This is a genomic window from Campylobacter volucris, assembly GCF_008245045.1.
Classification (GTDB): domain Bacteria; phylum Campylobacterota; class Campylobacteria; order Campylobacterales; family Campylobacteraceae; genus Campylobacter_D; species Campylobacter_D volucris.
Window position 1 is genome coordinate 1185892 of record NZ_CP043428.1, and the last position, 23620, is coordinate 1209511.

Consider the following 23620-nt stretch of genomic DNA (forward strand, 5'->3'; position numbering starts at 1 on the left):
TTATTCCTTTATGCCAATATATATAAAATGATGAGCACTTCCTTCATCTTCAAAATCAAAAATATTAATAGGATCATACTCTCCTAAATATAAAGTTTTAAATGACATCACACAATAATCACAATATATCATCAAATTTTCCTATTAACATTAATATTGTAATCATCTTACCTAAAATTTGTAAAATTTGAATATCTAATTTCTATATTTTAAAAAATAATTATTATCGTATTTTTCACACATATTGTTATATACTTCATCATTAATAACAATTCCACCTATGCAAAAATAAGTAAATTGTTTTGAAAATTTTGATTTAAACGCAAACAAACTATCATCATCTTTTACTCCACCCCCTAAAATACATTTTTGTTTTCCTTTTTGATTTGAAAATTCAAAAAAATGATCCAACAATAAAGCATTTGCATTATTTTTAAGAGTATTTGCACTTAAATGATAATAAGTTATTTCTTCACCCATGAAAAATGAAGCAAAAGCTATATCTTCATTATTTAATCGCGCCTTAAATACTACATAATCTTCAAAATTCCACAATTTCTCAAAATATTCTTTATTAAAAAAATAAAATTTACTAGCATTATTTCTTAGCATAGTTTTTTGATAAAGCTCATAAAAACTTAATGTTTCATTTTTGTCACATTGTAAAATTTCAATCAATCTTCTAGCTTGATTCACAATACTTTTCATTCTCAAACTATAATTCTTTCGAATTGAAGCAATAGTATTTGTAGTATCTACTATGATTATCTTTTTTTCTTGTCTAAAAAAATTTAAATATTTTTTATAAATATCTATGTTTAAATCAAAAGGATGAAATCTAATAAAAAAGGCTATGATGTTTTGTTTTTTAGCGGTGTTTTTAAATTTTATTATACTTTGCTTGATAAAATTTTCATCATTGCTATTACAAGATAACCCCCCCCCATAACCATATACGCTTTGTAAATCAAAATACTTAGAAGATTTTATTGGATATTTATTTGCAATGATTTTAAAATATTTATCGCCATCGAAATTTTCAAAGACAAACACTTCTCCATACAATTTCACATAGTTTTCATTAAGATAAATATCATTATTAAACTGCAAATTTTTTACCTTCTATGATTAATAATTCATTATAGATAATTCCATTATTTTCGCAGCTAATTTTATGCAAATGTTCTAATACAAAATCATTTGCACTGTAAAGCTCTTTAGAGCTTAACTCATCATCACAACGCAACAATCCTACACCTGTGTAAATACCCTCTTTGATTTCTTGAAGATCAAATTTATGTTTATCAAAACCAAAAGTGTTACTTCCTATAGTTGCTGAAATAAATTTGCCATTTGGTTTTAATTTTTTTATACTTTTTTTAAAAGTTGCCTTGGTTTTCTCTCTTTCATTGCAACACCATGACAAATTTTCTATGATACAATCAAAACTCTCATCTTCAAATTCATCTAGCTTTTCAAAATAATCACCAATTTTTATATCTTTTACAAAGTTTAATAAATTTTCTTCTTTCATTCTTTTTAAAAATCTATCTACTCCATTTTGACTCCACTCTATACCGCTTACACTAAAACCTTCTCTTGCGCAAAACCATAAATTTGCTCCTGTACCAAGTCCTAGTTCTAAAATATTAATATCTTTTCTATTAGAAACATTATAAAAATTTCTGGCTATAAAGCGTATCAAATATTCACTTGGGTATTTACCCCATTCTTTATTTGCAAATATATTTTCCCAAAGTTTCGAATTATTCATAATTTACTTCCTTCTATGATATAAAGCTCTTTTTCCACAATATCTTTTTCTTTTGAAATTAAAGTTTTAACACAATCAACTTTATAATTTGCTCCATTATACAATGATGTAATATCCTTATCATCACAATATCTAATTTCTCCAGTAAAAGCATCAGGACCTTGAGTAGGCTTACAAGTATGATAAGCTAAATTTTCATCATGATAAAATCCAAGATTATTAAAACTTGGCGTTGCTGAAATAAATTTAGCTTTTGGTTTTAATTTTTTCATAACTTTTTCAATAATTTGTTTTGTTTTATCAAAATCATTATAAGCTAAAGAATAATTATCTATAAAACAATCAAAACTCTCATCTTCAAATTCATCTAGCTTTTCAAAATAATCACCAATTTTTATATCTTTTACAAAGTTTAATAAATTTTCTTCTTTCATTCTTTTTAAAAATCTATCTACTCCATTTTGACTCCACTCTATACCGCTTACACTAAAACCTTCTCTTGCGCAAAACCATAAATTTGCTCCTGTACCAAGTCCTAGTTCTAAAATATTAATATCTTTTCTATTAGAAACATTATAAAAATTTCTGGCTATAAAGCGTATCAAATATTCACTTGGGTATTTACCCCATTCTTTATTTGCAAATATATTTTCCCAAATTTGAGAGTTATCTCCTAAATTCTTTGAAATTTCAGAATTTAAAATAAATTTATTTTCCACAAATACTCCTTTTTTTAATTTGTATGTCTAAACATTATAAATATCGCTTTTATATTTTTTTAAATTTAAAGGATTGCTAAACCATTCTATAGTTTGACTTAAACCTTTTTCTATGTCATATTGAGGTATAAAATTAGTAAGATTTTTGATTTTACTATTATCACATCTAAGTCTAAAAACTTCACTATTTTCAGGTCTTATACGCTCATTTTCTATGATAAATTCCACATTTGAATTCATAAGTTTTTTAATAAGCTCTAAAGTATCTTTAATACTAATTTCATAATTTGAGCCTATATTTACCACCTCGCCTATGGCATTTTTACATTGAGCTAGCTCTAAAAATCCCGCACAAGTATCTTTTACATAGTTAAAATCTCTAGTAGGCGTTACATCTCCAAGCTTGATCTGTTTAGCCCCATTTGCAATTTGCGTGATGATAGTAGGTATAACCGCTCTTGCACTTTGTCTTGGACCATAAGTGTTAAAGGGTCTTGCTATAGTTAGTGGAAGATTAAAAGCATTATAAAAACTCATCGCCATTGCATCAGCACCTATTTTACTAGCTGAATAAGGACTTTGTGCTTGCAAAGGATGCTTTTCATCAATAGGCACATACAAGCCAGTGCCATAAACCTCACTCGTGCTTGTATGGATGATGCGTTTTACATTATTTTCAAGCGCACCTTGACATATGTTTAAAGTCCCATTGATATTAACTTCCACATAAGATGAAGGAGCGATGTAAGAAAATGGTATAGCAATCAAAGCAGCCAAATGAAAAATGATTTCTACATCTTTAGTGATATTTTTACAAAAAAATGGATCTCGAATATCCCCACAAACTACTTCAATATCTTTTAAACACTTGATATCTTCAAGCCATCCCCAATGATTAAAAGAATTATACTGGCTTAAAGCTCTAATCTCATATCCATAAAATGACGACTCTTGCATTTTGCTTTGCTCATAAAGCATTTCAACCAAATGCGAACCTATAAAACCATCTGCACCTGTGATTAATATCTTTTTCATGATTTTTCTTTAATTTTTTGTGTAATGATAGCATTTATATGAAAAATTTCGATACAACAACATAAACTATCAAAATTTTCATAGTTAATACAATGTGAAAATTGATTTTATTTTTTTCAATTTATTTTTAATTCTCATTCTAAAATCATATATGCTTTTAGCAATCTTAAATTCTTTTTTTCTTTGATAACTTATTTGAGTATTTTTATAACTAAGAATATCTACCATAAAATGCAAAATATTTTCAAAATCTTCTTTATCTAATGATTTTACATTGTAATTTTCTACATAATCTTCATTATATTTTTGTACAAATAATGATTTTTTATTTGGAAAAAAATGTTTTCTCACATACTCATTGGAATTAAGAAAATAATTATAATATAATTTATAAATTTCTTTAGGAGGGTAAAGTTTTAAAGATTTTTTATCAGATTTTGCAAAATATTTATCTACAAACATCAGTATATCCTCGTACCTAGTTAAACAATCATCTTTCCATATATTATAATGATTAAATGTTTTTACAATTTCCATTCCTAAAATATTCAATGATTTATTACTATTTTGAGGAATTTTAAATTTATCATCCCATTTTATATTAAGCGTATGTAAAAAATCTTTTAACAAATCATTATCAACGAAACTATCTTTTTCAAAAATTTTAACAATTAAATTTTCTTTTCCAAAAATTTTTTCATATCTTTTAAGCGTTTTTTTATAATTACACAAGTCTAATGCTTTCTTATTATTCCATGGTTCTAAAAATAAAAAATCACTATAATGATCATCTTTTATAGCTTGCGATGACATAGAAAGATATAAATCTAAAGGATTTCTTAAATATATTAATATATAAACCTTTGAAAATCCCAAATCATATAAAAAATTTTTCATATCTTTTATTAATTTAATATTATTTAATTTCCATTGTATATTCTCAGCAGAAATTAATACATTCTCTATATTATGCTTAAAAAGTTCTTTTTGAAATTTTTTAATTACTTTTGTTTTGTTATTTTGCATAATATTAATGAATACATTATGGTCATTCAATATACTTCCATTTTTAATAGAAATAGGATATAAAAAATTTTTATTTATCAACAACTCTCTATTTACAAAGAAAAAATCTTGTATAGTAGAGGTGCCTGTCTTCATCACACCTATATGCAAATATAAATTCACTTTTTTCCTTAATTTATTAATTTTTAAAAGATTGTTAATATAATTATACTAAAAATAAGGACAAAATAATGTCACAAATTTCAATAATACTTCCAACTTATAATGTAGAAAAATATATAGCTAGGGCATTAGATAGCTGTATAAATCAAACCTTTAAAAATATAGAAATTATAGTAGTAGATGATTGTGGAAGTGATAAAAGTATAGATATAGCTAAAGAATATGCTAGCAAAGATGAAAGAATTAAAATCATACATAATAAAGAAAATTTAAAATTACTAAGAGCTAGATATGAAGGAGTAAAAGTGGCAAATTCTCCTTATATAATGTTTTTAGATCCAGATGATTATCTAGAACTTAATGCTTGTGAAGAATGTGTAAAAATACTACATGAAAATAGTGACATAGATTTAATATGTTTTAATTATCGTAAAATTTACAAAAATATGAAATTTGATGATGTATATTATTCAAAATGTTTTTACTCATTAAAAAACTTTTACGCGTTTTTGTTTTTAAAATATCCTTATATACAATGGAGTATTTGGGGTAAAGTTTTAAAGAAAGAAATATACTTAAAAACAATCAAATATTTAGATCTTAATAATGATGAAAAAATAAATATTGCGGAAGATGTTTTAGTATATCTATTCTATTTAATGCAAACTACAAAAATCAAAACAATAAATAATATTCTAATAAACTATTTCATCAGAGATACATCATTAGCCAATGGAAATAATTCCGAACAATTGCTATATATTATTCAAGGACATAAAGATATTATTTTAAAACTAGAAAATTTAAATAAATCAATCTTTTTTGATAGCAAAATAAATAAAAAATTATATAATTATTTCATTTATATTCTAAAAAAAGAAATGTACCAATATTATTTTAATTATCTCAAAACAACTAAGCAATATAAAATACATCATAGTATTTTAAAAAAAATTTTAAAATTTAAATACTATTTTTGGAGAAAATTTTAAATGAGTCAAATTTCTATCATACTTCCAACTTATAATGTAGAAAAATATATAGCTAGAGCATTAGATAGTTGTATAAAACAAAGTTTTAAAGATATAGAAATAATTATAGTAGATGATTTTGGAAATGATAAAAGCATAGATATAGCTAAAGAATATGCTAGCAAAGATGAAAGAATTAAAATCATACACAATGATAAAAATTTAGGCACTTTTGCAAGCAGAAATATAGGTGTGTTAAATTCAAACTCACCTTATATAATGTTTTTAGATCCTGATGATTATTTGGAACTTAATGCTTGTGAAGAATGTGAAAAATATTTTAATAGCGGTTTTGATTTTATATGGTTTAATCTCAAATATGATAATAAATTGCAGGAAAAAACTTTAGATGATCTTTTTTTAAAATATGAGGAATATATAAAATATGTAATAATAGAAAATATACCATATTTATGGAATCTTTGTTCAAAATTAATAAAAAAAGACATTTATATAAATGTCTTAAATACAATAAAAAATCCTTATATAAAATTAAGAATGGCCGAAGATGCCTTAATGTATTATTTTATAGTTTTAAATTCTAAAAATATAAAAACTAGTTCAAAAACAATATATAATTATATGAGCAACAATACAAGTGCAACACAAACTAAAAACTTATATCTAATAAAACAGAATATTAACGATGAAAAGATTATAATTTCACTTATATTGGATTATTTAAAACATCATGCTTTAGATAATACTACTTATATTTTTTCAAAATATATATTATATAGATTATATATATCAAATATTGGAAAAAAGATAGAATTTCATAGAAAAACAAATTATATTTTATATAAGTTTGTATATAAGTTTTTATATAAAAATAAAAAATTGTTTTTTAAAATAAAATGTTTTTTACTTAAGAAGAATTTTTTATAAAACAAAAAGAAAGTATATATGAACAATCCTTTAATTACAATTATTATACCAATTTATAATGTAGCACCATATTTAAGAGAATGTTTAGACAGCGTAATCAACCAAACATATAAAAATTTAGATATTATTTTAGTAGATGATGCAAGTACAGATGAGAGTTTAAATATAGCTTTAGAATATTTAAATAAAGATGAAAGAATATTTTTAATTTCTAAAAGAAATGGTGGTTTAAGCTCAGCTAGAAATACAGGATTAGAATTTATAAAAGGAGCTAAACTTAGAGCTTTTTTTGAAGATAATAATGAAGAAGATATAATCTCTTTTACTTCAACTCATACTTTTGAAAAAAATACAAAGATATTAAAAAAAGAAGATATAAAATTAAATTTTGTGCAAATCCAAAAAAGATACATAAAAACAAACTTAGAAAATATAAATGATTTTATAATCCAAGAACTACCAAATACTATTATACATTTTTTAGATAGTGATGATTATTTATTACAAGATTGTATAGAACTTTGCGTAAAAGAGATGATTGAGAAAGATTTAGATATTTGTGCGCATAATTTTGAAAAATTTCCAAAACAACATTTTAATAACACTTCATGTTTTAACGAGACATTTTTTGCAGATAAAGCTATTAAAATTCTTATAAAAAACAATCTATATAATTTTGCTTTTGCTTGGTACGGTTCTTTTAAAGTTCATATTTTAAATCAATACAATCTTCGTTTCACTCATGGAATTTATCATGAAGATCATGATTTTGGAACGATACTATTTTGCTTAGCTGGTAGTATATTTTATATAAAAAAACCTCTAATGATTTATAGAATTAGAGAAAATTCTATAACAAATTTTAATAAGAATAAATTTCCAAAACAACTACCAAAAAATCTTAATATTTTACAGCCGTATTTTAGTAGCTATGAATATTTAAGAGAATATTTTCGATCATATTGTTTTTGTCTTATTGCCTTAAATATTTACAATTTTTATATTAAAACAAACAATCTCGATTCTAAAGAAAAAAAATTTTTGAAAAAAACTTGCAATAGATATAATTATCTTTATATTGAAAAATATTATCCCAAAGATTATTTGGGTTTCATAAAATTACTGAAATTAAATGGCTATAAAAATTTATTTTTGACCAAAATATATACTGATATAAGATTTATTTTAAGACAACCTAAAAAGATTAATTTATTTTTGACAAATAAAATAACAAATAAAATATATTTTTACAATAGCTTTACAAAAAATATAAGTCAACTAATACCCATTAAATCATTAAGAAGAAAAGTAAGAAATCATATAGCATATAAAATGGAACATCCAAAAGTTTCAAGTTATTTGCAAATAAATTATATAAATCCTTTTATAAAAGGAGAAATTCCGCAATTTTCTTTTGAAAAAAAATACCATTTTAAAAATGATAAAATCATTTGGCAATTTTGGTACCAAGGTAAAGATCAAACTTCTTTAGCTATACAAAAATGTTTTAAGTCTATACAAAAACATATGGGGGATGAATACACAATCATTATACTAGATAAAGACACTATAAAAGATTATCTTGATTTTCCGCTAATTATAGAAGAAAAATTAAAAAATAACTTTTTTGGAGAAAAAACTATAACCTTTTTTTCAGATCTTTTAAGGGTTAGTTTGCTTGCAACATATGGTGGAATTTGGTGTGATGCAAATATTTTTTTAAGCGAGAAAATTCCACAAGAATTATGTAAAGAGGATTTTTTTGCTTTTGAAAGATCAAAAATGAAACCGAGTAAAGAAAGATTAGATAAATTAGTAAAAAGCGGGTATTTTTCTTATGGATATTTTAATTGGAATGAAGATTTTAAAGTTAAAATTTTAAATAGCTTTCTTATTTCAAAACCAAATAGTAAAAATACGCAAGCAATGAAAGATATATTAATGTATTATTGGCTAAATGAGCATGATAAAAGTAATTTTTATTATTTTACTTTTCAAATTATTTTCGAACTTTTAAAAAACTATAACTACACCAATAAAACTTATAAAGATATGAGTGATATAGAATGTCATTTATTGCAATTTTATGCAAAGGAAAAATTTGATGAAAATTTATGGAAAAGCATTCAAAATCAAAGCTTTTTACATAAACTAACACATTTTAGAACCATAAAAAAAGATTCTATGATAGATAAAGTTATATTACAAAGCTAACGAAATATTTTAGAAATTTTTTGCCAAAATTTCCAAATATCATAAGGAAGCTTTGTTTGTATAAAAGGCTTGATTAAGACTAATTTTTCTTTTAAATTTAAAGGATCATTTTTAAATTTTTTAATCATCAAAGCTTTTTTGGCATAAAATGGTAAAAATACTTCTTTAATTGCTTGTGCATTTTCATCATTTTGTGTTTTAAAAAATTCTATTAAAGCTAAGGCCGTGATCATCCTACTAGCGGCTTTAAGATACTCTTTTGTTTCTTTTGCATTTTCATCAAAAGCTATATAAATATCTTGAAAATAATACACCACATTTTCTTTTGTAATTTTTTTATCGTGATTTGATATACTATTTGCTCTTAAACGACATAAATATAATTTTTGTGGCAAAACATAAATTTTATCAGCTCTAGCAAACAAAATCATTCCAAAATGTATATCTTCATTGATGATTTTATTAATAAATTTAAGCTTGATAGATTTTAAAAAATTAAAATTTATCATACCTCCCCAGCTAAAAGAAATATCCCTAGATCCTATTTTTAAAGCTTTCATGGCATATTCTTTTGGAGTGATTGCGCATTCTTCTTTAAAATCAAAAATTTCCATTCTTGTTTTTTGGTGTTTATCTTTTATATTATCCTCATAAATGCAATCATGATCAAACCAAAGCACATCTACATTTGACATTTTCTTTACACACTCATCAATGCAATCTAACTTCCAAAAATTATCACTATCTAAAAATATTATATAGTCTATATTTGGAATTTCTAAAGCATTATTTTTAATAGCATTTTGATTTTTATAAATTTTTTTAACTTTTTGCAGATTATGATTTGTAATTTCAAAAATCCCAAAATCATCTTCTTTACCAATAAAAGACAAATCATATTCTTTATAAAAAAACTCAATTCCTGTATTTCTAGCTGAACTTAAACCTCCATTTTCTTTATCAAAAAGAGTTATTCTTTCATCTTTTAAAGTATATTCTTTTGCAATATTAAGTGAATTCTCATCAGTGCTTCCATCATTTACGAGTATAATTTGTAAATTTTTATAAGTTTGATTTATTACACTATCTAAACATTCTTTTAAATATTTTTGAACATTGTATATAGGGATTACTACACCGACTAGTTTCATTTTATCTCCCAATTTATATTTTTATTTTTTATAGTATTTAGATAAATTTGATGATTAATTTCTAGCATATTTTTAGAATTTTCTTCATGGTAAATATGATAAGCCAAGGCATTGAATTTTAATCTTTTAAAAATTCCATTATTAAACAAAAACCTAGCTACAAATTCGCTATCTTCTCTTCCCCATCCTATGAAATTTTCATTAAAACCATTTATAGCTTCAAAATCGCTTTTATAAAAGCTCATATTGCACGTTTTACTACCCTTGATTAAAAAAGATTTTTTAAAAAACTTTTTATTGATAGTAGAAAATTTATAAATCAATCTTGCTAAAAAAATATTTCTTTTGTTTTTTAAGCTTTTTTTGTCAAATGCTAAATGAAAATTCATTTCATTTAAAATTTCTTCGCTTTCTTTTTCATTTAAAATTATTCTTGAGCCTTGCAAAATAGTCTTTTTTGATGAAAAATTTAAATGATCTTTTATAAAATTTGTATCTAAAATCATATCACCATCTATTAAAATGATATATTCACTTTTAGATGCTTTTATAGCTTTATTTCTACTAGCAGCTGCACGAAAACCATCATCTTCTTGCCAAATGTGTTTTAAATTGCAAGGAAAGTATTTTTGGTATTTTTGTATGAGTGCTGCTGTGTCTTCTTTGCTTCCATCATCTGCTATTAAAACTTCATCAGGTAAAGGATCTAAATTTTTTACACTATCTAAAACCAAGGCTAATCTTTCTTTTTGATTATAAGTTGTTATGATTAAAGAGCAAGTTTTAGGCTTTTGTAGTTTTAATTCGTATAATTTTATATATTTAAAAAATGCTCCAAGTCCATTACAAATACTAATAATAAAACCTTTATAGCCATAAAAAATTCCTTTTTTTAAAAAATAATTTCTAAAAAAAGTCCAAAATCCTTTTAAAATAGCCTTAAAAATTCCACTTTCTTTTTGTAAATTCTGCTCAGCCCAAAGACTAGAATATCTTTGAAGTTTATCTAATAATGAAGAAATATCCTCAAATGCATAGTGTAAAATAGCATTATTTAGTCTTATTTTTTTTGTATCATTCTTTATTATCAAGCTTTCATGAACCAAATTTTCATTAAATAAGGTATGATTTTTATTAAAAATTCTAAAAACTCTATCAGGCCACCACCCGCAAGCTTTAATCCAAGTGTTACTATATAAATTTTTTCTAAGAAAGCTTAAAATGTTATTTTGATTGATTTTTATAGTTTTTAACTCTTCTAAGGCTTCTTTTTCTAAAATTTCATCAGAATCTATGTTAAAAATCCAATCATTACTAGTATAAGAAATAGCTAGATTTTTTAAAGGACCAAAACCTATAAATTCGCTTTCATAAATTTTTAAATTAATATGATTTTCTTGAAATTTTTTAGCAATTTTTAAAGTATCATCCGTGCTTTTATTATCAAGCAATATTATCTCACCAAAATCTTTTATAGAATTTAAACATTTTAATATTGTATTTTGAGCATTTTTGACTATTATTACCACGCTTATTTTTTTTATATCCATTTTATACCTTAATATACATTTAATTGTTTAAATCTTTTATGAAAGAAAAAATATTCATCAGGTTTGAATTTTATCATTTCTTCGCAAGTTTTTGCTTGGTATTTTGTAAGCTCTTCTATAGAATGCTCATTTGCATCCATAGGATCAAAAGCTTTGATAAAAAATTTATCATCCTTTTGGTAGATAAAACAAGGTAAAATCACCCCTTTTACTTTTTTAGCAAGCACACTAGCTCCTGAAATAAAATTTACTTCTTGATTAAAATATGTAATTTTTATACTTTCATTTTCATTTGCGTATTGATCAGTTAAAAGTCCTAAAGATCTTCCTTCTTTTAAGGCTTTTAGCATTTTTTTAATACCACCTTTTTTTTCTATAAGCTCTATATTAAACTGAGTGCGATTTTTGCTTAGAATTTTATCCATTATTTTACTATCTAAAGCTCTACCTACTATAGAAATTCCTTCAAACTTAGCTCCAAAAAAAAGCGCTAAAAGTTCCCAGTTTCCATAATGAGCCGTGGTTACGATCAAAGGAATATTATTTTTTAAAATAGTAGTTATTTTTTCTTCATCATCAAAATGAATTTTATTGATGATTTCTTCTTTGCTTGCATTTTGATTTTTGATAAAATCTATACCAAATTTAGCATAGTTTTTATAGATATCAAGACTAGTTTGATCACGCCAAATTTTATCTTTATTCGGAAAACAAATTTGTAAATTTATGTCGATGATTTTTCTATGCTTTTTATTAATTTCATAGCTTATATAAGCTATGAAATTTGCAAAAGCATAAAGTGCATTTTTAGGAAGAATTTTGACTAAAAATTTCAAAATATAAAAGGTGATTAAATAAATATAATTCATTTTTTTTCTAAAAGCTCACAAGCTAAAGCAAAAATATCATTTTCATCGATATTTTGTATGCAAAAATCACTTTTATCTATATGTTTTGATGAAAGTATTTTTTTACCCGCATTTATGGTTTTATTTATCGTAGTTTCATAGGTATTTCTTTGACTTGGAGTAGCCCCAAATATACTAATTGAAGGTTTATTTAACGCAAAAGCAAGATGAGTTGGACCACTATCATTCCCTATGATTAAATCCATGCTTTTAGTCAAAGCACAAAGCTCACTTAGACTTAATTTTGGAGCTAAATCTATTTTTAAATGCTTTAAATTTATAACTATTTCTTTAGCGAAATTAAATTCTTTCACACTACCCCAACCTAATAAAATCCTAGCATTTGCAAAATGCTCTAAAAGCATTCTACACAATAGAGTCAATCGCTCTTTAGGATAAATTTTATTAGGCATTGAAGATCCAACATGGATTAAAATATTTGGAGTAGTTTCCTTCAAATAAAGAGTTTGTTCCAATTCTTCTTTCAAATCATCATTAATATCAAAGCAGCTTTGTTTTAATCTAATATCTTCATTATCAAAATGCTCATTTAAAACATATGCAACCAAAGAAAGATTACGAATGATAATATTTTCTTCATAATTGCAAGCGAATTTATGTGTATAAAAATTACTAGCAAAACTTTCTTTAATGCTATCTTGATCAAAACCAAAAGTGTTAGAGCATAAAATTCTACTTACCAAGGCTGATTTAATCAATCCTTGTAAATCAATTACAACATCGTATTTATTTTGTCTAGCTTCTAAAAGTATAGAAAAACACTCTTTAATTTTTCTCTCTTTTAAAGGCAAAGCATAAACTTCATTAATCATTGAATGATCTTGCAATAACCCCGCAAATCGCTTATCGACAAACCAGTCAATCTTAGCTTTTGGAATGTGTTTTTTTATAAATTGTAATACAATAGCAGCATGGATAATATCCCCTAATGCTGATAATTTTACTAAACCTATTTTCATTGATTGTTTTATTCTTACTTTATTTTTGTTATGATTTTATCAAATATTATTTAAAAAAAGGTTGATAATGCAAGAATATATTTGTGTTTTTGATTGTGAGAGCATTCCTGATGTAGAATTAATAAGACAAATTTATAGATTTGATGGAGATGATTTAAGTATCAGCAAACAAGCTCTAAGTCAGCAAAAAGAAGAAAGTGGAAGTGAATTTTTACCTTTACCTTTTCATCAAATAGTTAGTATTTGTGCAGTGATTGCAGATAAATTTGGAAATTTCATCAAAGTTAATAAAATCAAAGGTGAAAATGAAAAGCAAATGCTAGAAGAATTTTTTAATTTTATAGAAAAATACCAACCACGCCTAATAAGCTTTAATGGCAAAAGCTATGATATGCCTTTACTTGTAATTAGAGCTTTAAAATACAATGTCAATGCAAGTGCGTATTTAGATACCACTGATAAATGGAACAATTACAAAAGCAAATACGCAGAAAACAAACACTGTGATTTGTTAGAATCTTTAGGTAGTTTTGGACAAAAAGGGTTAAAGCTAGACATACTTTGCTCTATGGCAAATTTACCTGGCAAATACGATGTAAGTGGGGATCAAGTTTTAGAACTTTTTTATAACAATCAACTAGATAAAATTCACGAATACTGCGAAAGCGATACCTTAAATACCTACATGCTTTTTTTAAAATATGAACTAATCAAAGCAAATATCACTAAAGAAGACTATATAAACATTTTAGAGCATTTTAAAGAAGAATTAGTGCAAAAACATTCTCAAAAAAGCTATCAAATACCATTTTTACAGGCCATAGAAAAAGAAAAGGCGATAATTTTGAATTAATTAATAAATGTATATTACAATAATCTTTACATTTTAACAAAAAGGAAAGGTATGAAAATATTAATCACTGGTGGTGCTGGCTATATAGGCTCTCACACCTTAAGACAATTTTTACAAACCAATCATGAAATTTGCGTTTTAGATAATCTTTCTAAAGGAAGTAAGATAAGTCTTGATGAGCTTAAAAAAATAAGAGATTTTAAATTTTTTCATCAAGATTTAAGCGATTTTGCTGGTATAAAAAAGCTTTTTCAAGAAGAAAAATTTGATGCAGTAGTACATTTTGCAGCTAGTATTGAAGTACCTGAAAGTATGCAAAATCCTTTGAAATATTATATGAATAATACCGCAAACACAAGCAATTTGATCCAAACTTGTCTTGAAAATGGTGTAAATAAATTCATCTTTTCTTCAACAGCTGCTACTTATGGAGAACCGCAAACTCCTATAGTAGATGAGCAAAGCCCACTTAACCCTATCAATCCTTATGGCAATAGTAAATTAATGAGTGAGCAAGTTTTGCGTGATGCAAATATGGCTAATCCTGAATTTAAATATTGTATTTTAAGGTATTTTAATGTAGCTGGAGCTTGTATGGATTATCCTATAGGACAACGCTATCCAAAAGCTACATTACTTATCAAAGTAGCTGCTGAAGTAGCTTGTGGAAAAAGAGATAAATTATACATTTTTGGAACAGATTATAACACTAAAGATGGTACTTGTATTAGAGATTATATCCATGTTGATGATTTATCTAATGCTCATTTAGCAGCACTAGATTACCTACAAAATAATCCAAGCGATACTTTTAATGTTGGATATGGACATGGATTTAGCGTAAAAGAAGTAGTACAAACTATGAAAGAAGTAAGTGGGGTTGATTTTGAAGTTGAAGTTGCTCCAAAAAGAGCCGGAGATCCATCAGTGTTAATATCCAATGCTGATAAAATTAAAACTTTAACTTCATGGAAACCAAAATATGATGATTTAAAATTAATTTGTAAAAGTGCTTATGAGTGGGAAAAGCAGTGTTAAAAAAACTGTTTTTCATTCTCAATACTCAAGATAAAAGATTTTTATTTGGCTTACTTATATTTTCTATTTTTATAGGATTTATCGAAAGTTTTGCCATATCTTTAATCATGCCTTTTGTCTCAGTGGCAAGTAATTTTGAGCTTTTGGAAAAAAGCTCATATTTTAAGCCAATTTATGAGTATTTAAATTTACCCTCATATAAGCTTGTAGCTTATTTTGGCTGTATCTTAATAGCTTTTTACATATTTAGGGCTTTTTTAAATGCTTTTTATTTTCACCTTTTAGCTAGGTTTTCTAAAGGACGCTACCATACTTTTGCTTGTAGAATTTTTAACAAATATTTACACCTTGAGTATGAAAATTTTACTAATAAAAACCAATCTGAACTTTTAAAAACCATCACTCAAGAAGTTTTTCACTTAAGCACGCTAATTAGTGCATTTTTACTAATGCTAAGCGAAAGCTTTGTAGTATTTTTACTTTATACACTTTTATTAATCATAAATTATAAAATTACTTTGGCTTTGAGTGTTTTTTTGCTTTTAAATGCATTTATTTTGATTAAAATTCTTTCTCCTTTGGTAAAAAAAGCTTCCATTGCTAGAGAAGAAGCGATGAAAAATTATTTTGAAATTTTAAATGCGAATTTAAATAACTTTAAAATTATCAAACTAAAAACAAAAGAACAAAGCACACAAAAACTATATGAAACTCAAAGTGGGCTTTTTGCTAAAGCAAATATTAGCAACGAAAGTATGTCAAGCATACCTAGAATTTACCTTGAAGGTATGGGTTTTTGTATGCTTTGTTTGATCATAGTTTATTTGGTGTTAAAATATGAAAGTGATATTTCTTCTATTTTAGCAACGATTACTATATTTGTTGTAGCACTTTATCGTTTAATGCCTAGTGCAAACCGTATCATCACTAGTTATAATGAAATAATTTATTATAAAAATTCTTTAGATATCATCTATAACATCCTAAATGAAAAAGAAGAAAAATTAGGTGATGAAAAAATAACTTTTCAAGATAAAATAGAATTGAAAAAACTCTTTTTTGCTTATCAAGGCAAAAGAAATTTATTCAAAGGCTTAAATTTCACACTCAAAAAAAATGAAAAAATTGCTTTTATAGGTAAAAGTGGTAGTGGAAAAAGTACTTTGGTTGATCTTATAATAGGACTTTTAAAACCAAATGATGGAGCTATTTTTGTAGATGGAGTCAAATTAGATGAGAGTAATATAAAAAGTTTTAGAAGTAAAATTGGCTATATACCTCAACAAATTTATCTTTTTAATGATTCTATTGCAAAAAATATCAGCTTTGGCGAAGATATCGATGAAGAGCTTTTACATCAAGTAATCAAACAAGCCAATCTTGAAAGCTTTGTAAAATCTTTAGAACATGGAGTGCATACTAAAGTAGGAGATTCAGGCTCATTTTTAAGCGGAGGTCAAAGACAAAGAATTGCCATAGCAAGAGCACTTTATCAAAAACCTGAAATTTTAGTTTTAGATGAAGCTACTAGCGCTCTTGATCAAGAAAGTGAAGCAAAAATCATGGAAGAAATTTATAAAATTTCAAAAGATAAAACTTTAATCATCATCGCTCATAGACTTTCTACCATACAAGGATGCGATAGAGTGTTTGAAGTCGAACGGGGTATTTTAAAGGAAAAAAGATGAAAATAACTTTTATCATCGCTACTTTAAATTCAGGTGGGGCTGAAAGAGTTTTAGTAACTTTAGCTAACGAGCTTTGTAAAAATCATGAAATTAATATCATCAAATTTCACAAAGAAGAATCTTTTTATAAACTAGATCCTAAAATAAAACTTTTTACTTTAGAACAATTTGACTTTTCTACTCTTTATAATAAAATTGCCTCACGCATTAAAAAATTTAAAGCTTTAAAACAAGCTTTAAAAGAACACAACTGTGATGTTTTTATATCTTTTTTAGATACAACTAATATTGCTTGTATTTGGGCAAAAAAAGGACTAAATACTCCTTTGATTATTAGCGAGCATAGCTCACATGCTTATTTAAAATCAAAAATTTGGAAATTTTTGCGTGATTTTAGTTTTCCTTATGCTGATGCATTAACCGTGCTTAGTAATGATGATAAAAGCTATTATGAAAAATTTGTCAAAAAAGTCATCAATATGCCAAATCCTTGTCATTTTACTCCAAATACTAGCAACTTAGAAAAAGAAAATATTGTTTTATTTGTTGGAAGATTAGATCATAATAAAAATCCTTCAATGTTTTTAAAAGCCATAGCAAGACTAGATAAAAATTTACAAAATCAATACAAATTTTTAATCGCAGGAGATGGGGAGTTAAAACAAACTTTAATCAATCAAGCAAATGATTTAGCTATAAAGGTTAAATTTTTAGGAAAAGTTTCTAATATGCAAGATTTATACGAAAAAGCAAAAATCATTTGTCTTTGTTCTTATATTGAAGGTTTGCCTACTGTTTTATTAGAAAGTTTATACTTTCAAGTTGCTCGCATTAGCACGAAATATACAAGTGGTTATAAAGATTTAATAAACGATGAAAAAGATGGAATTTTAATTGATATTGATGATGATAAAGCTTTAAGTGAAAAACTAACTTTACTAATGCAAGATGAAAATTTAAGAAAACAAATCACCATAAATGCCTTGCAAAGATGTCAAGACTATGAAGTAAGCAATGTAGCAAATAAATGGATAAAATTAATCAACGAAGTAAAGGCTAAATCATGAAAAAACTTGCAATTTTTATATACTCTTTAGGTAGTGGTGGGGCTGAAAGAGTTGTTTCTACTTTACTTCCTATGTTAAATTTAAAATATGAAGTGCATTTGATTTTAATGAATGATAAAATTTCTTATGATATACCACAAGTTTCCATACACTATCTTGAAAAATCATCACCAAACGAAAGCAATTTGGCTAAATTTTTAAAACTTCCTTTGCTTGCTTTAAAATATAAAAAATTATGTGAAAATTTAGACATCAATTTGCAATTTGTTTTATTAAATAGACCAAACTACATAGCCTTGATGGCTAAAATGCTTGGTTTAAAATCTACTTTGATAATCAATGAATGCACCACTCCTAGCGTGATATATAAACATAATAATCTTAATTCTTTTATCAATAAATTTTTGATTAAAAATTTATACAATAAAGCAGATTTAATTTTGGCAAATTCTTTAGGAAACAAAGAAGATCTTTTGCAAAATTTTAACATCCAAGCTGATAAATGCGATATTTTATATAATGCTATAGACTTAGAAAGTATTAGCGAAAAATCAAAAGAGCAAATACCTTTTAAAGATCCTTTTATATTAAGTGTAGGTAGATTAGATAGTGGGAAAAATCATGCTATGCTCATTAGAGCTTATGCAAAAGTGCAAACTAATTTAAAACTTGTCATTTTAGGCGAAGGTATCTTAAAAAATGAGCTTTTAAATTTAATTGAAGAACTAAATTTAAAAGATAAGGTTTTCTTGCTTGGATTTGATAATAATCCTTATAAATACATGAGCAAATGTGATTTTTTTGCTTTTGCTTCTAGTTTTGAAGGTTTTTCCAATGTTTTGATTGAATGCTTAGCTTGTAATTGCGCTGTGCTTTGTACTGATCATAAAAGTGGAGCAAGAGAATTATTTTTAGATGATGAATTTGGACTTTTAGTAAAAGTAGATGATCAAGATGCTATGCAAAAGGGTTTAGAGAAAATGTGCTTTGATGAAAATTTAAAACAACAATACAGACAAAAAGCTTTTACAAGAGCACAAGAATTTGACAAAGTTCAAATCGCTAAAAAACTTTTTGAATTTTTTAATGAGGTTCATGGATGAAATTAAAACAAAATTATATTGAAAATAATTCTATTATTTATACTTGTATTTTAATTTTAATTGCCTTTGGTTTTAGTATAGTTTGTAGGCTTTATTGGGTTGTTTGGGCAAGTGAATTTCATGAATTTTTCTTTAATGATCAACTTATGATTACAACTAATGATGGCTATGCTTTTGCAGAAGGTGCTAGGGATATGATAGCTGGTTTTCACCAAGCAAATGATTTGTCTTATTTTGGTAGCTCACTTTCTACCTTAACTTATTGGCTATATCATTTTTTACCCTTTAGTCTTGAAAGTATTATGGTATATATGAGCACTTTTTTTTCATCATTGATTGTAATACCACTTATTTTAATAGCAAGAGAATACAAACTCACAACATATGGATTTATAGCCGCGTTAATTGCTTCAATTGCAAATAGTTATTATAATCGTACTATGAGCGGGTATTATGATACTGATATGCTAGTGCTTGTTTTACCTATGATGATTTTACTTTCTTTTATACGATTGACCATAACCAAAGATGTCTTTACCCTACTTTTAAGTCCTATTTTTATAATGATTTATTTATGGTGGTATCCATCAAGCTATTCTTTAAATTTTGCTATGATAGGACTTTTTGCACTTTATACTTTAGTTTTTCATAGAAAAGAAAAGATTTTTTATCTTGCTATAGTCGTTATGATTTTAGCTTTAAGTATGTTAGCATGGTATATAAAATTAGCATTAATCGTTTTGCTATTTGCTATTTTTGCATTAAAAGAAGAAAAAATTAACTTTTACACCATTTGGGCTTTAGTTTTTGGAAGCATTTTAGTTTTATTTTTAAGTGGTGGATTAGATCCTGTGTTATATCAGCTTAAATTTTATGTTTTTAAAGCTGATGATGTGCAAAATTTAAAAGAAGCTGCATTTTTGTATTTTAATGTTAATGAAACTATTATGGAAGTAAATACTATCAATCTTGAAGTATTTATGCAAAGAATTAGCTCAAGTGTGCTTGTTTTTATTTGTTCTTTTATAGGTTTAATTTTTTTATGCAAAGATCATAAAAGCATGCTTTTAGCTTTACCGATGTTAGCTTTGGGCTTTGTAGCTTTAATTGCTGGGCTTAGATTTACCATTTATGCTGTTCCTGTAATGGCTTTAGGGTTTGGATATTTTTTATATATTTTAATCAATTTCTTACAAAGAAAAAAAATACTTACTTCGCTTAAAAATATCAATATTTTCTTATTTTTTACTACTATTTTCGCTTTAGCACCTGCTATTTTGCATATATATTATTATAAATCATCTACGGTTTTTACTTCTTATGAAGCTAGTATTTTAGATGATTTGAAAAATAAAGCTCAAAGAGAAGATTATGTGGTTGCTTGGTGGGATTATGGTTATCCTATTCGCTATTTTAGTGATGTAAAAACTTTAATTGATGGTGGTAAGCATCTTGGAAAAGATAATTTTTTCTCATCTTTTATCTTGAGTAAAGATCCTATTTCTGCTGCAAATATGGCAAGACTTAGCGTAGAATATACTGAAAAATCTTTTAAAGAAAATTATCCAGATATTTTAAAAGCAATGGTAAAAGACTATAATACAAGCAATGCTAAAGATTTTTTAAATTTATTAAGCGATAAAAATTTCACACTAGATACTAATAAAACTAGAGATGTTTATATTTATATGCCTTATAGAATGCTACGCATTATGCCTGTTGTAGCTCAGTTTGCAAACACAAGCCCTGACACAGGAGCTCAAGAAAAAAGTTTATTTTTCTCTCAAGCAAATGCTATAGCTCAAGATCCTACAACAAGATCAGTAATACTTGATAATGGAGTTGAAATTGTAAATGATTTTAGAGCTTTAAAACTTGAAGGAGCGACCTTACCTTTAAAAGCTTTTATTGATGTTGAATCCATTGTCAATGGCAAATATTATTACAATGAAATTGATCCAAAATCTCAAATTTATTTATTATTTTTACGAGAATATAAAAGTTTTATTATCTTAGATGAAAATCTTTACAATAGCGCTTATATACAGATGTTTTTGCTCAATCAATACGACACAGATTTATATGAGCAAGTTACCAATGACATTAGAGCTAAAATTTATAGGTTAAAAAAATGAGAATAGGAATTTTAACCCATAGTGCTATGAGTGCTTATTATTTTAGATTAGCACTCATCAAGGCTTTAATAAAAAATAATCACGAAATTATCATCATCACTCCAAAGGATGAATTTTCCTTAGAACTAGCTAAACAAGGTTTTAATGTTTGTCATTATGAGCTTTCAAGAGCTAGTGTAAATCCTTTAGTAGTTTTAAAAAATCTTTTAAGCTTAAAAAATACATTAAAAAATTTAAATTTAGACCTTTTGCAAACTAGCGCACACAAAAGCAATACAACTGGCATCATAGCAGCAAAATTAGCTGGTATAAAATATACTTTTGGTTTAGTTGAGGGTTTGGGAAGTTTTTATATAGATGAAGATTTTAAAAGCAAGCTAGTAAAAACTAGTATTAATTTTTTATACAAAATCGTTTTTAAACTTGCTAATGGTTTTATTTTTGTCAATGAAAGCAATGCTTTATTTATGAAAAATTTAGGCTTAAAAGATGAAAAAATTAAAATCATCAAATCAGTAGGTGTAAATTTAAAACAATTTCTACCACTTCAAATTTCTAAAGAAGAAAGAGAATATTTTTTACAAGAATTTAATATGCCTAATAAACCTATAGTTTTAATGATAGCTAGAGCGCTTTGGCACAAAGGCATAAAAGAATTTTACGAAGCTGCAAATCTTTTAAAAGATCAAGCAAATTTTGTTTTAGTAGGTGGAAGAGATGATAATAAATCTTGTGCACCGCTTGAATTTTTAAACTCAGGTAATGTTTTTTATTTAGGGGCTAGAAAAGATATTGCAAGATTGTTAAATTTATGTGATATTTTTGTATTGCCAAGCTATAAAGAAGGCTATCCTAGAACGGTTTTAGAAGCTATGGCATGTAAAAAAGCTTGTGTGGTAAGTGATTGCGAAGGATGTATTGAAGCAGTAGAAAATGCTATTGATGGTTTAATTTGCAAAAGTAAAGACGCTAAAGACTTAGTAGAAAAAATTCAAATTTTATTAGAAGATGAAAAATTTAAAAATACTTTAGCTAAAAATGCATTTATCAAAGCTCAAAATTATAATGAAAATCATATCGCTTTAGAATATATTGAATTTTATAAAGGATTTGTTGATGTATAAAAATGGCTTAAAAAGAGTATTTGATTTTTTTCTTGCTTTGATTTTGCTTTGTATTTTTTTACCATTTATTTTATTAATCGCTTTGATTTTAAAATTAGTTCAAGGAAGTGCTATTTTTAAACAAGCAAGACCAGGATTAAATGAAAAAGTTTTTTATATTTATAAATTTAAAACTATGAGTGATGAAAAAGATGAAAATGGCAATTTATTAAGCGATGAATTGCGTTTAAAACCTTTTGGTAAATTAATAAGAAGTCTAAGTTTGGATGAATTACCTCAACTTTTTAATGTGCTTAAAGGCGATATGAGTTTTATTGGCCCAAGACCTTTGCTTGTAGAATATTTACCATTATACAATCAAGAGCAAAAAAAACGCCACGATGTAAGGCCAGGCATCACGGGATGGGCTCAAATTAATGGAAGAAATGCTATATCTTGGGAGCAAAAATTTAAATTTGATGTAGAATATGTGCAAAAATGCTCTTTTTTATTTGATCTAAAAATATTTTTTATGACGATCATTAAAGTCATCAAAAGAAGCGGAGTAAATAAACAAGGCAATGCCACAACGGATAAATTCAATGGACACAACTAAAAGTATTTATATATATGGAGCTAGCGGGCATGGTTTAGTTTGTGCTGATGTGGCTATAAATATGGGCTATACTAATATCATTTTTTTAGATGATAATAAAGGCTTAAAATACTCAGCCAAATTAGAAAAACATGATATGTTTATAGCCATAGGTGCCAATGCTATTAGAGAAAAAGTTTTTAATCAAGTCAAGCAAGATGGCTTTAAAATAGTAAATTTAATCCACAAAAGTGCCATCATTAGCCCTAGCGTATCTTTAGATGATGAAGGAATTTTAATCATGCCAAATGTGGTAGTAAATGCCAAAGCTAGTATAAAAAAAGGAGTGATTTTAAATACAGCTAGTGTTGTAGAACATGAATGTTTTGTGGATGAATTTTCCCATATAAGTATAGGAGCTAAAATAGCAGGAAATGTAAAAATAGGAAAGCGTTGCTTTTTAGGAGTAAATTCAAGCATTATACCTTGTATTAATTTAAGTGATGATATCACTTTAGGAGCTGGTGGAGTGATTGTAAAAGATATAAATTGCAAAGGAACTTATATAGGAATTCCTGCTAAAAAACTTCAAAAATAATC

The 23620-nt window shown here is 25.8% G+C and carries 22 protein-coding genes and 1 pseudogene; 13 read left to right on the forward strand and 10 right to left on the reverse strand.

Annotated features, from left to right (window positions below):
* From CVOLT_RS08130 to CVOLT_RS06185, 6 genes are all read right to left on the reverse strand, one after another.
* Positions 1-132 (reverse strand): hypothetical protein, encoded by a 132-nt coding sequence (locus CVOLT_RS08130; protein ID WP_256375838.1) that lies wholly within the window; start codon positions 130-132, stop codon positions 1-3.
* Between the two features lie 63 nt (positions 133-195).
* Positions 196-1110, reverse strand: coding sequence for a GNAT family N-acetyltransferase (locus tag CVOLT_RS06165; protein WP_052243188.1), 915 nt, complete (start codon positions 1108-1110; stop codon positions 196-198).
* Positions 1100-1774, reverse strand: coding sequence for a class I SAM-dependent methyltransferase (locus CVOLT_RS06170; RefSeq protein ID WP_039665931.1), 675 nt, complete (start codon positions 1772-1774; stop codon positions 1100-1102). The genes CVOLT_RS06165 and CVOLT_RS06170 overlap by 11 nt, the downstream gene beginning before the upstream one ends.
* Positions 1771-2493, reverse strand: coding sequence for a class I SAM-dependent methyltransferase (locus CVOLT_RS06175; protein WP_039665932.1), 723 nt, complete (start codon positions 2491-2493; stop codon positions 1771-1773). The genes CVOLT_RS06170 and CVOLT_RS06175 overlap by 4 nt, the downstream gene beginning before the upstream one ends.
* 27 nt (positions 2494-2520) lie before the next feature.
* Positions 2521-3528, reverse strand: coding sequence for an NAD-dependent 4,6-dehydratase LegB (locus CVOLT_RS06180; RefSeq protein WP_039665933.1), 1008 nt, complete (start codon positions 3526-3528; stop codon positions 2521-2523).
* Between the two features lie 84 nt (positions 3529-3612).
* Positions 3613-4716 (reverse strand): hypothetical protein, encoded by a 1104-nt coding sequence (locus CVOLT_RS06185; protein WP_039665934.1) that lies wholly within the window; start codon positions 4714-4716, stop codon positions 3613-3615.
* A 68-nt stretch (positions 4717-4784) separates the two neighbouring features.
* Here CVOLT_RS06185 and CVOLT_RS06190 point away from each other — a divergent pair, with 68 nt between their 5' ends.
* The 4 genes and pseudogenes from CVOLT_RS06190 (at position 4785) to CVOLT_RS08175 (ending at position 8849) form a co-directional block, all read left to right on the forward strand.
* Positions 4785-5708 carry a glycosyltransferase family 2 protein gene (locus tag CVOLT_RS06190; protein ID WP_039665935.1) on the forward strand — a complete coding sequence of 308 codons (924 nt, stop codon included), beginning with the start codon at positions 4785-4787 and terminating at the stop codon, positions 5706-5708.
* Positions 5709-6635, forward strand: coding sequence for a glycosyltransferase family 2 protein (locus CVOLT_RS06195; protein ID WP_039665936.1), 927 nt, complete (start codon positions 5709-5711; stop codon positions 6633-6635).
* Between the two features lie 18 nt (positions 6636-6653).
* Positions 6654-6845, forward strand: a pseudogene (locus tag CVOLT_RS08170) (glycosyltransferase family 2 protein); the annotation flags it as partial.
* A 1029-nt stretch (positions 6846-7874) separates the two neighbouring features.
* Positions 7875-8849, forward strand: a complete 975-nt coding sequence (locus CVOLT_RS08175) for a capsular polysaccharide synthesis protein (RefSeq protein ID WP_039666308.1) — start codon at positions 7875-7877, stop codon at positions 8847-8849.
* Here the strand turns inward: CVOLT_RS08175 and CVOLT_RS06205 are convergent.
* The 4 genes from CVOLT_RS06205 to waaC are packed head-to-tail and all read right to left on the reverse strand — an operon-like array spanning position 8846 to position 13438.
* Positions 8846-10000: a glycosyltransferase family 2 protein gene (locus CVOLT_RS06205; RefSeq protein WP_039665937.1), complete on the reverse strand. Its 1155-nt coding sequence runs from the start codon at positions 9998-10000 to the stop codon at positions 8846-8848. The two genes, CVOLT_RS08175 and CVOLT_RS06205, sit on opposite strands and share 4 nt — an antisense overlap.
* Positions 9997-11550, reverse strand: a complete 1554-nt coding sequence (locus tag CVOLT_RS06210) for a glycosyltransferase family 2 protein (RefSeq protein WP_039665938.1) — start codon at positions 11548-11550, stop codon at positions 9997-9999. The genes CVOLT_RS06205 and CVOLT_RS06210 overlap by 4 nt, the downstream gene beginning before the upstream one ends.
* Before the next feature lie 8 nt (positions 11551-11558).
* A complete protein-coding gene (locus CVOLT_RS06215; RefSeq protein ID WP_039665939.1) occupies positions 11559-12419 on the reverse strand; it encodes a lipid A biosynthesis lauroyl acyltransferase in 861 nt (286 codons plus the stop codon).
* On the reverse strand, positions 12416-13438 hold the full coding sequence (gene waaC, locus CVOLT_RS06220) for a lipopolysaccharide heptosyltransferase I (RefSeq protein WP_039665940.1): 1023 nt from the start codon (positions 13436-13438) through the stop codon (positions 12416-12418). Before waaC ends, CVOLT_RS06215 begins: the two co-directional genes overlap by 4 nt.
* 67 nt (positions 13439-13505) lie before the next feature.
* Between waaC and CVOLT_RS06225 the strand changes: the two genes are divergently transcribed.
* The 9 genes from CVOLT_RS06225 to pglD are packed head-to-tail and all read left to right on the forward strand — an operon-like array spanning position 13506 to position 23618.
* Positions 13506-14291: a 3'-5' exonuclease gene (locus CVOLT_RS06225; RefSeq protein WP_039665941.1), complete on the forward strand. Its 786-nt coding sequence runs from the start codon at positions 13506-13508 to the stop codon at positions 14289-14291.
* A gap of 51 nt (positions 14292-14342) precedes the next feature.
* A complete protein-coding gene (galE, locus tag CVOLT_RS06230; RefSeq protein WP_039665942.1) occupies positions 14343-15329 on the forward strand; it encodes a UDP-glucose 4-epimerase GalE in 987 nt (328 codons plus the stop codon).
* Positions 15323-17017, forward strand: coding sequence for a BC-type lipopolysaccharide transporter PglK (pglK, locus tag CVOLT_RS06235; protein WP_039666309.1), 1695 nt, complete (start codon positions 15323-15325; stop codon positions 17015-17017). The genes galE and pglK overlap by 7 nt, the downstream gene beginning before the upstream one ends.
* Positions 17014-18084 (forward strand): GalNAc-alpha-(1->4)-GalNAc-alpha-(1->3)-diNAcBac-PP-undecaprenol alpha-1,4-N-acetyl-D-galactosaminyltransferase, encoded by a 1071-nt coding sequence (pglH, locus tag CVOLT_RS06240; protein ID WP_039665943.1) that lies wholly within the window; start codon positions 17014-17016, stop codon positions 18082-18084. Before pglK ends, pglH begins: the two co-directional genes overlap by 4 nt.
* A complete protein-coding gene (gene pglJ / locus CVOLT_RS06245; RefSeq protein WP_039665944.1) occupies positions 18081-19187 on the forward strand; it encodes an N-acetylgalactosamine-N,N'-diacetylbacillosaminyl-diphospho-undecaprenol 4-alpha-N-acetylgalactosaminyltransferase in 1107 nt (368 codons plus the stop codon). Before pglH ends, pglJ begins: the two co-directional genes overlap by 4 nt.
* Complete coding sequence (pglB, locus tag CVOLT_RS06250) at positions 19184-21322, forward strand: undecaprenyl-diphosphooligosaccharide--protein glycotransferase (RefSeq protein ID WP_039665945.1); 2139 nt, start codon at positions 19184-19186, stop codon at positions 21320-21322. Before pglJ ends, pglB begins: the two co-directional genes overlap by 4 nt.
* On the forward strand, positions 21319-22446 hold the full coding sequence (gene pglA, locus CVOLT_RS06255; protein WP_039665946.1) for a N,N'-diacetylbacillosaminyl-diphospho-undecaprenol alpha-1,3-N-acetylgalactosaminyltransferase: 1128 nt from the start codon (positions 21319-21321) through the stop codon (positions 22444-22446). The genes pglB and pglA overlap by 4 nt, the downstream gene beginning before the upstream one ends.
* A complete protein-coding gene (gene pglC, locus CVOLT_RS06260; protein WP_039665947.1) occupies positions 22439-23041 on the forward strand; it encodes an undecaprenyl phosphate N,N'-diacetylbacillosamine 1-phosphate transferase in 603 nt (200 codons plus the stop codon). The genes pglA and pglC overlap by 8 nt, the downstream gene beginning before the upstream one ends.
* Complete coding sequence (gene pglD / locus CVOLT_RS06265; RefSeq protein WP_039665948.1) at positions 23028-23618, forward strand: UDP-N-acetylbacillosamine N-acetyltransferase; 591 nt, start codon at positions 23028-23030, stop codon at positions 23616-23618. Before pglC ends, pglD begins: the two co-directional genes overlap by 14 nt.
* Positions 23619-23620: the final 2 nt, after the last annotated feature.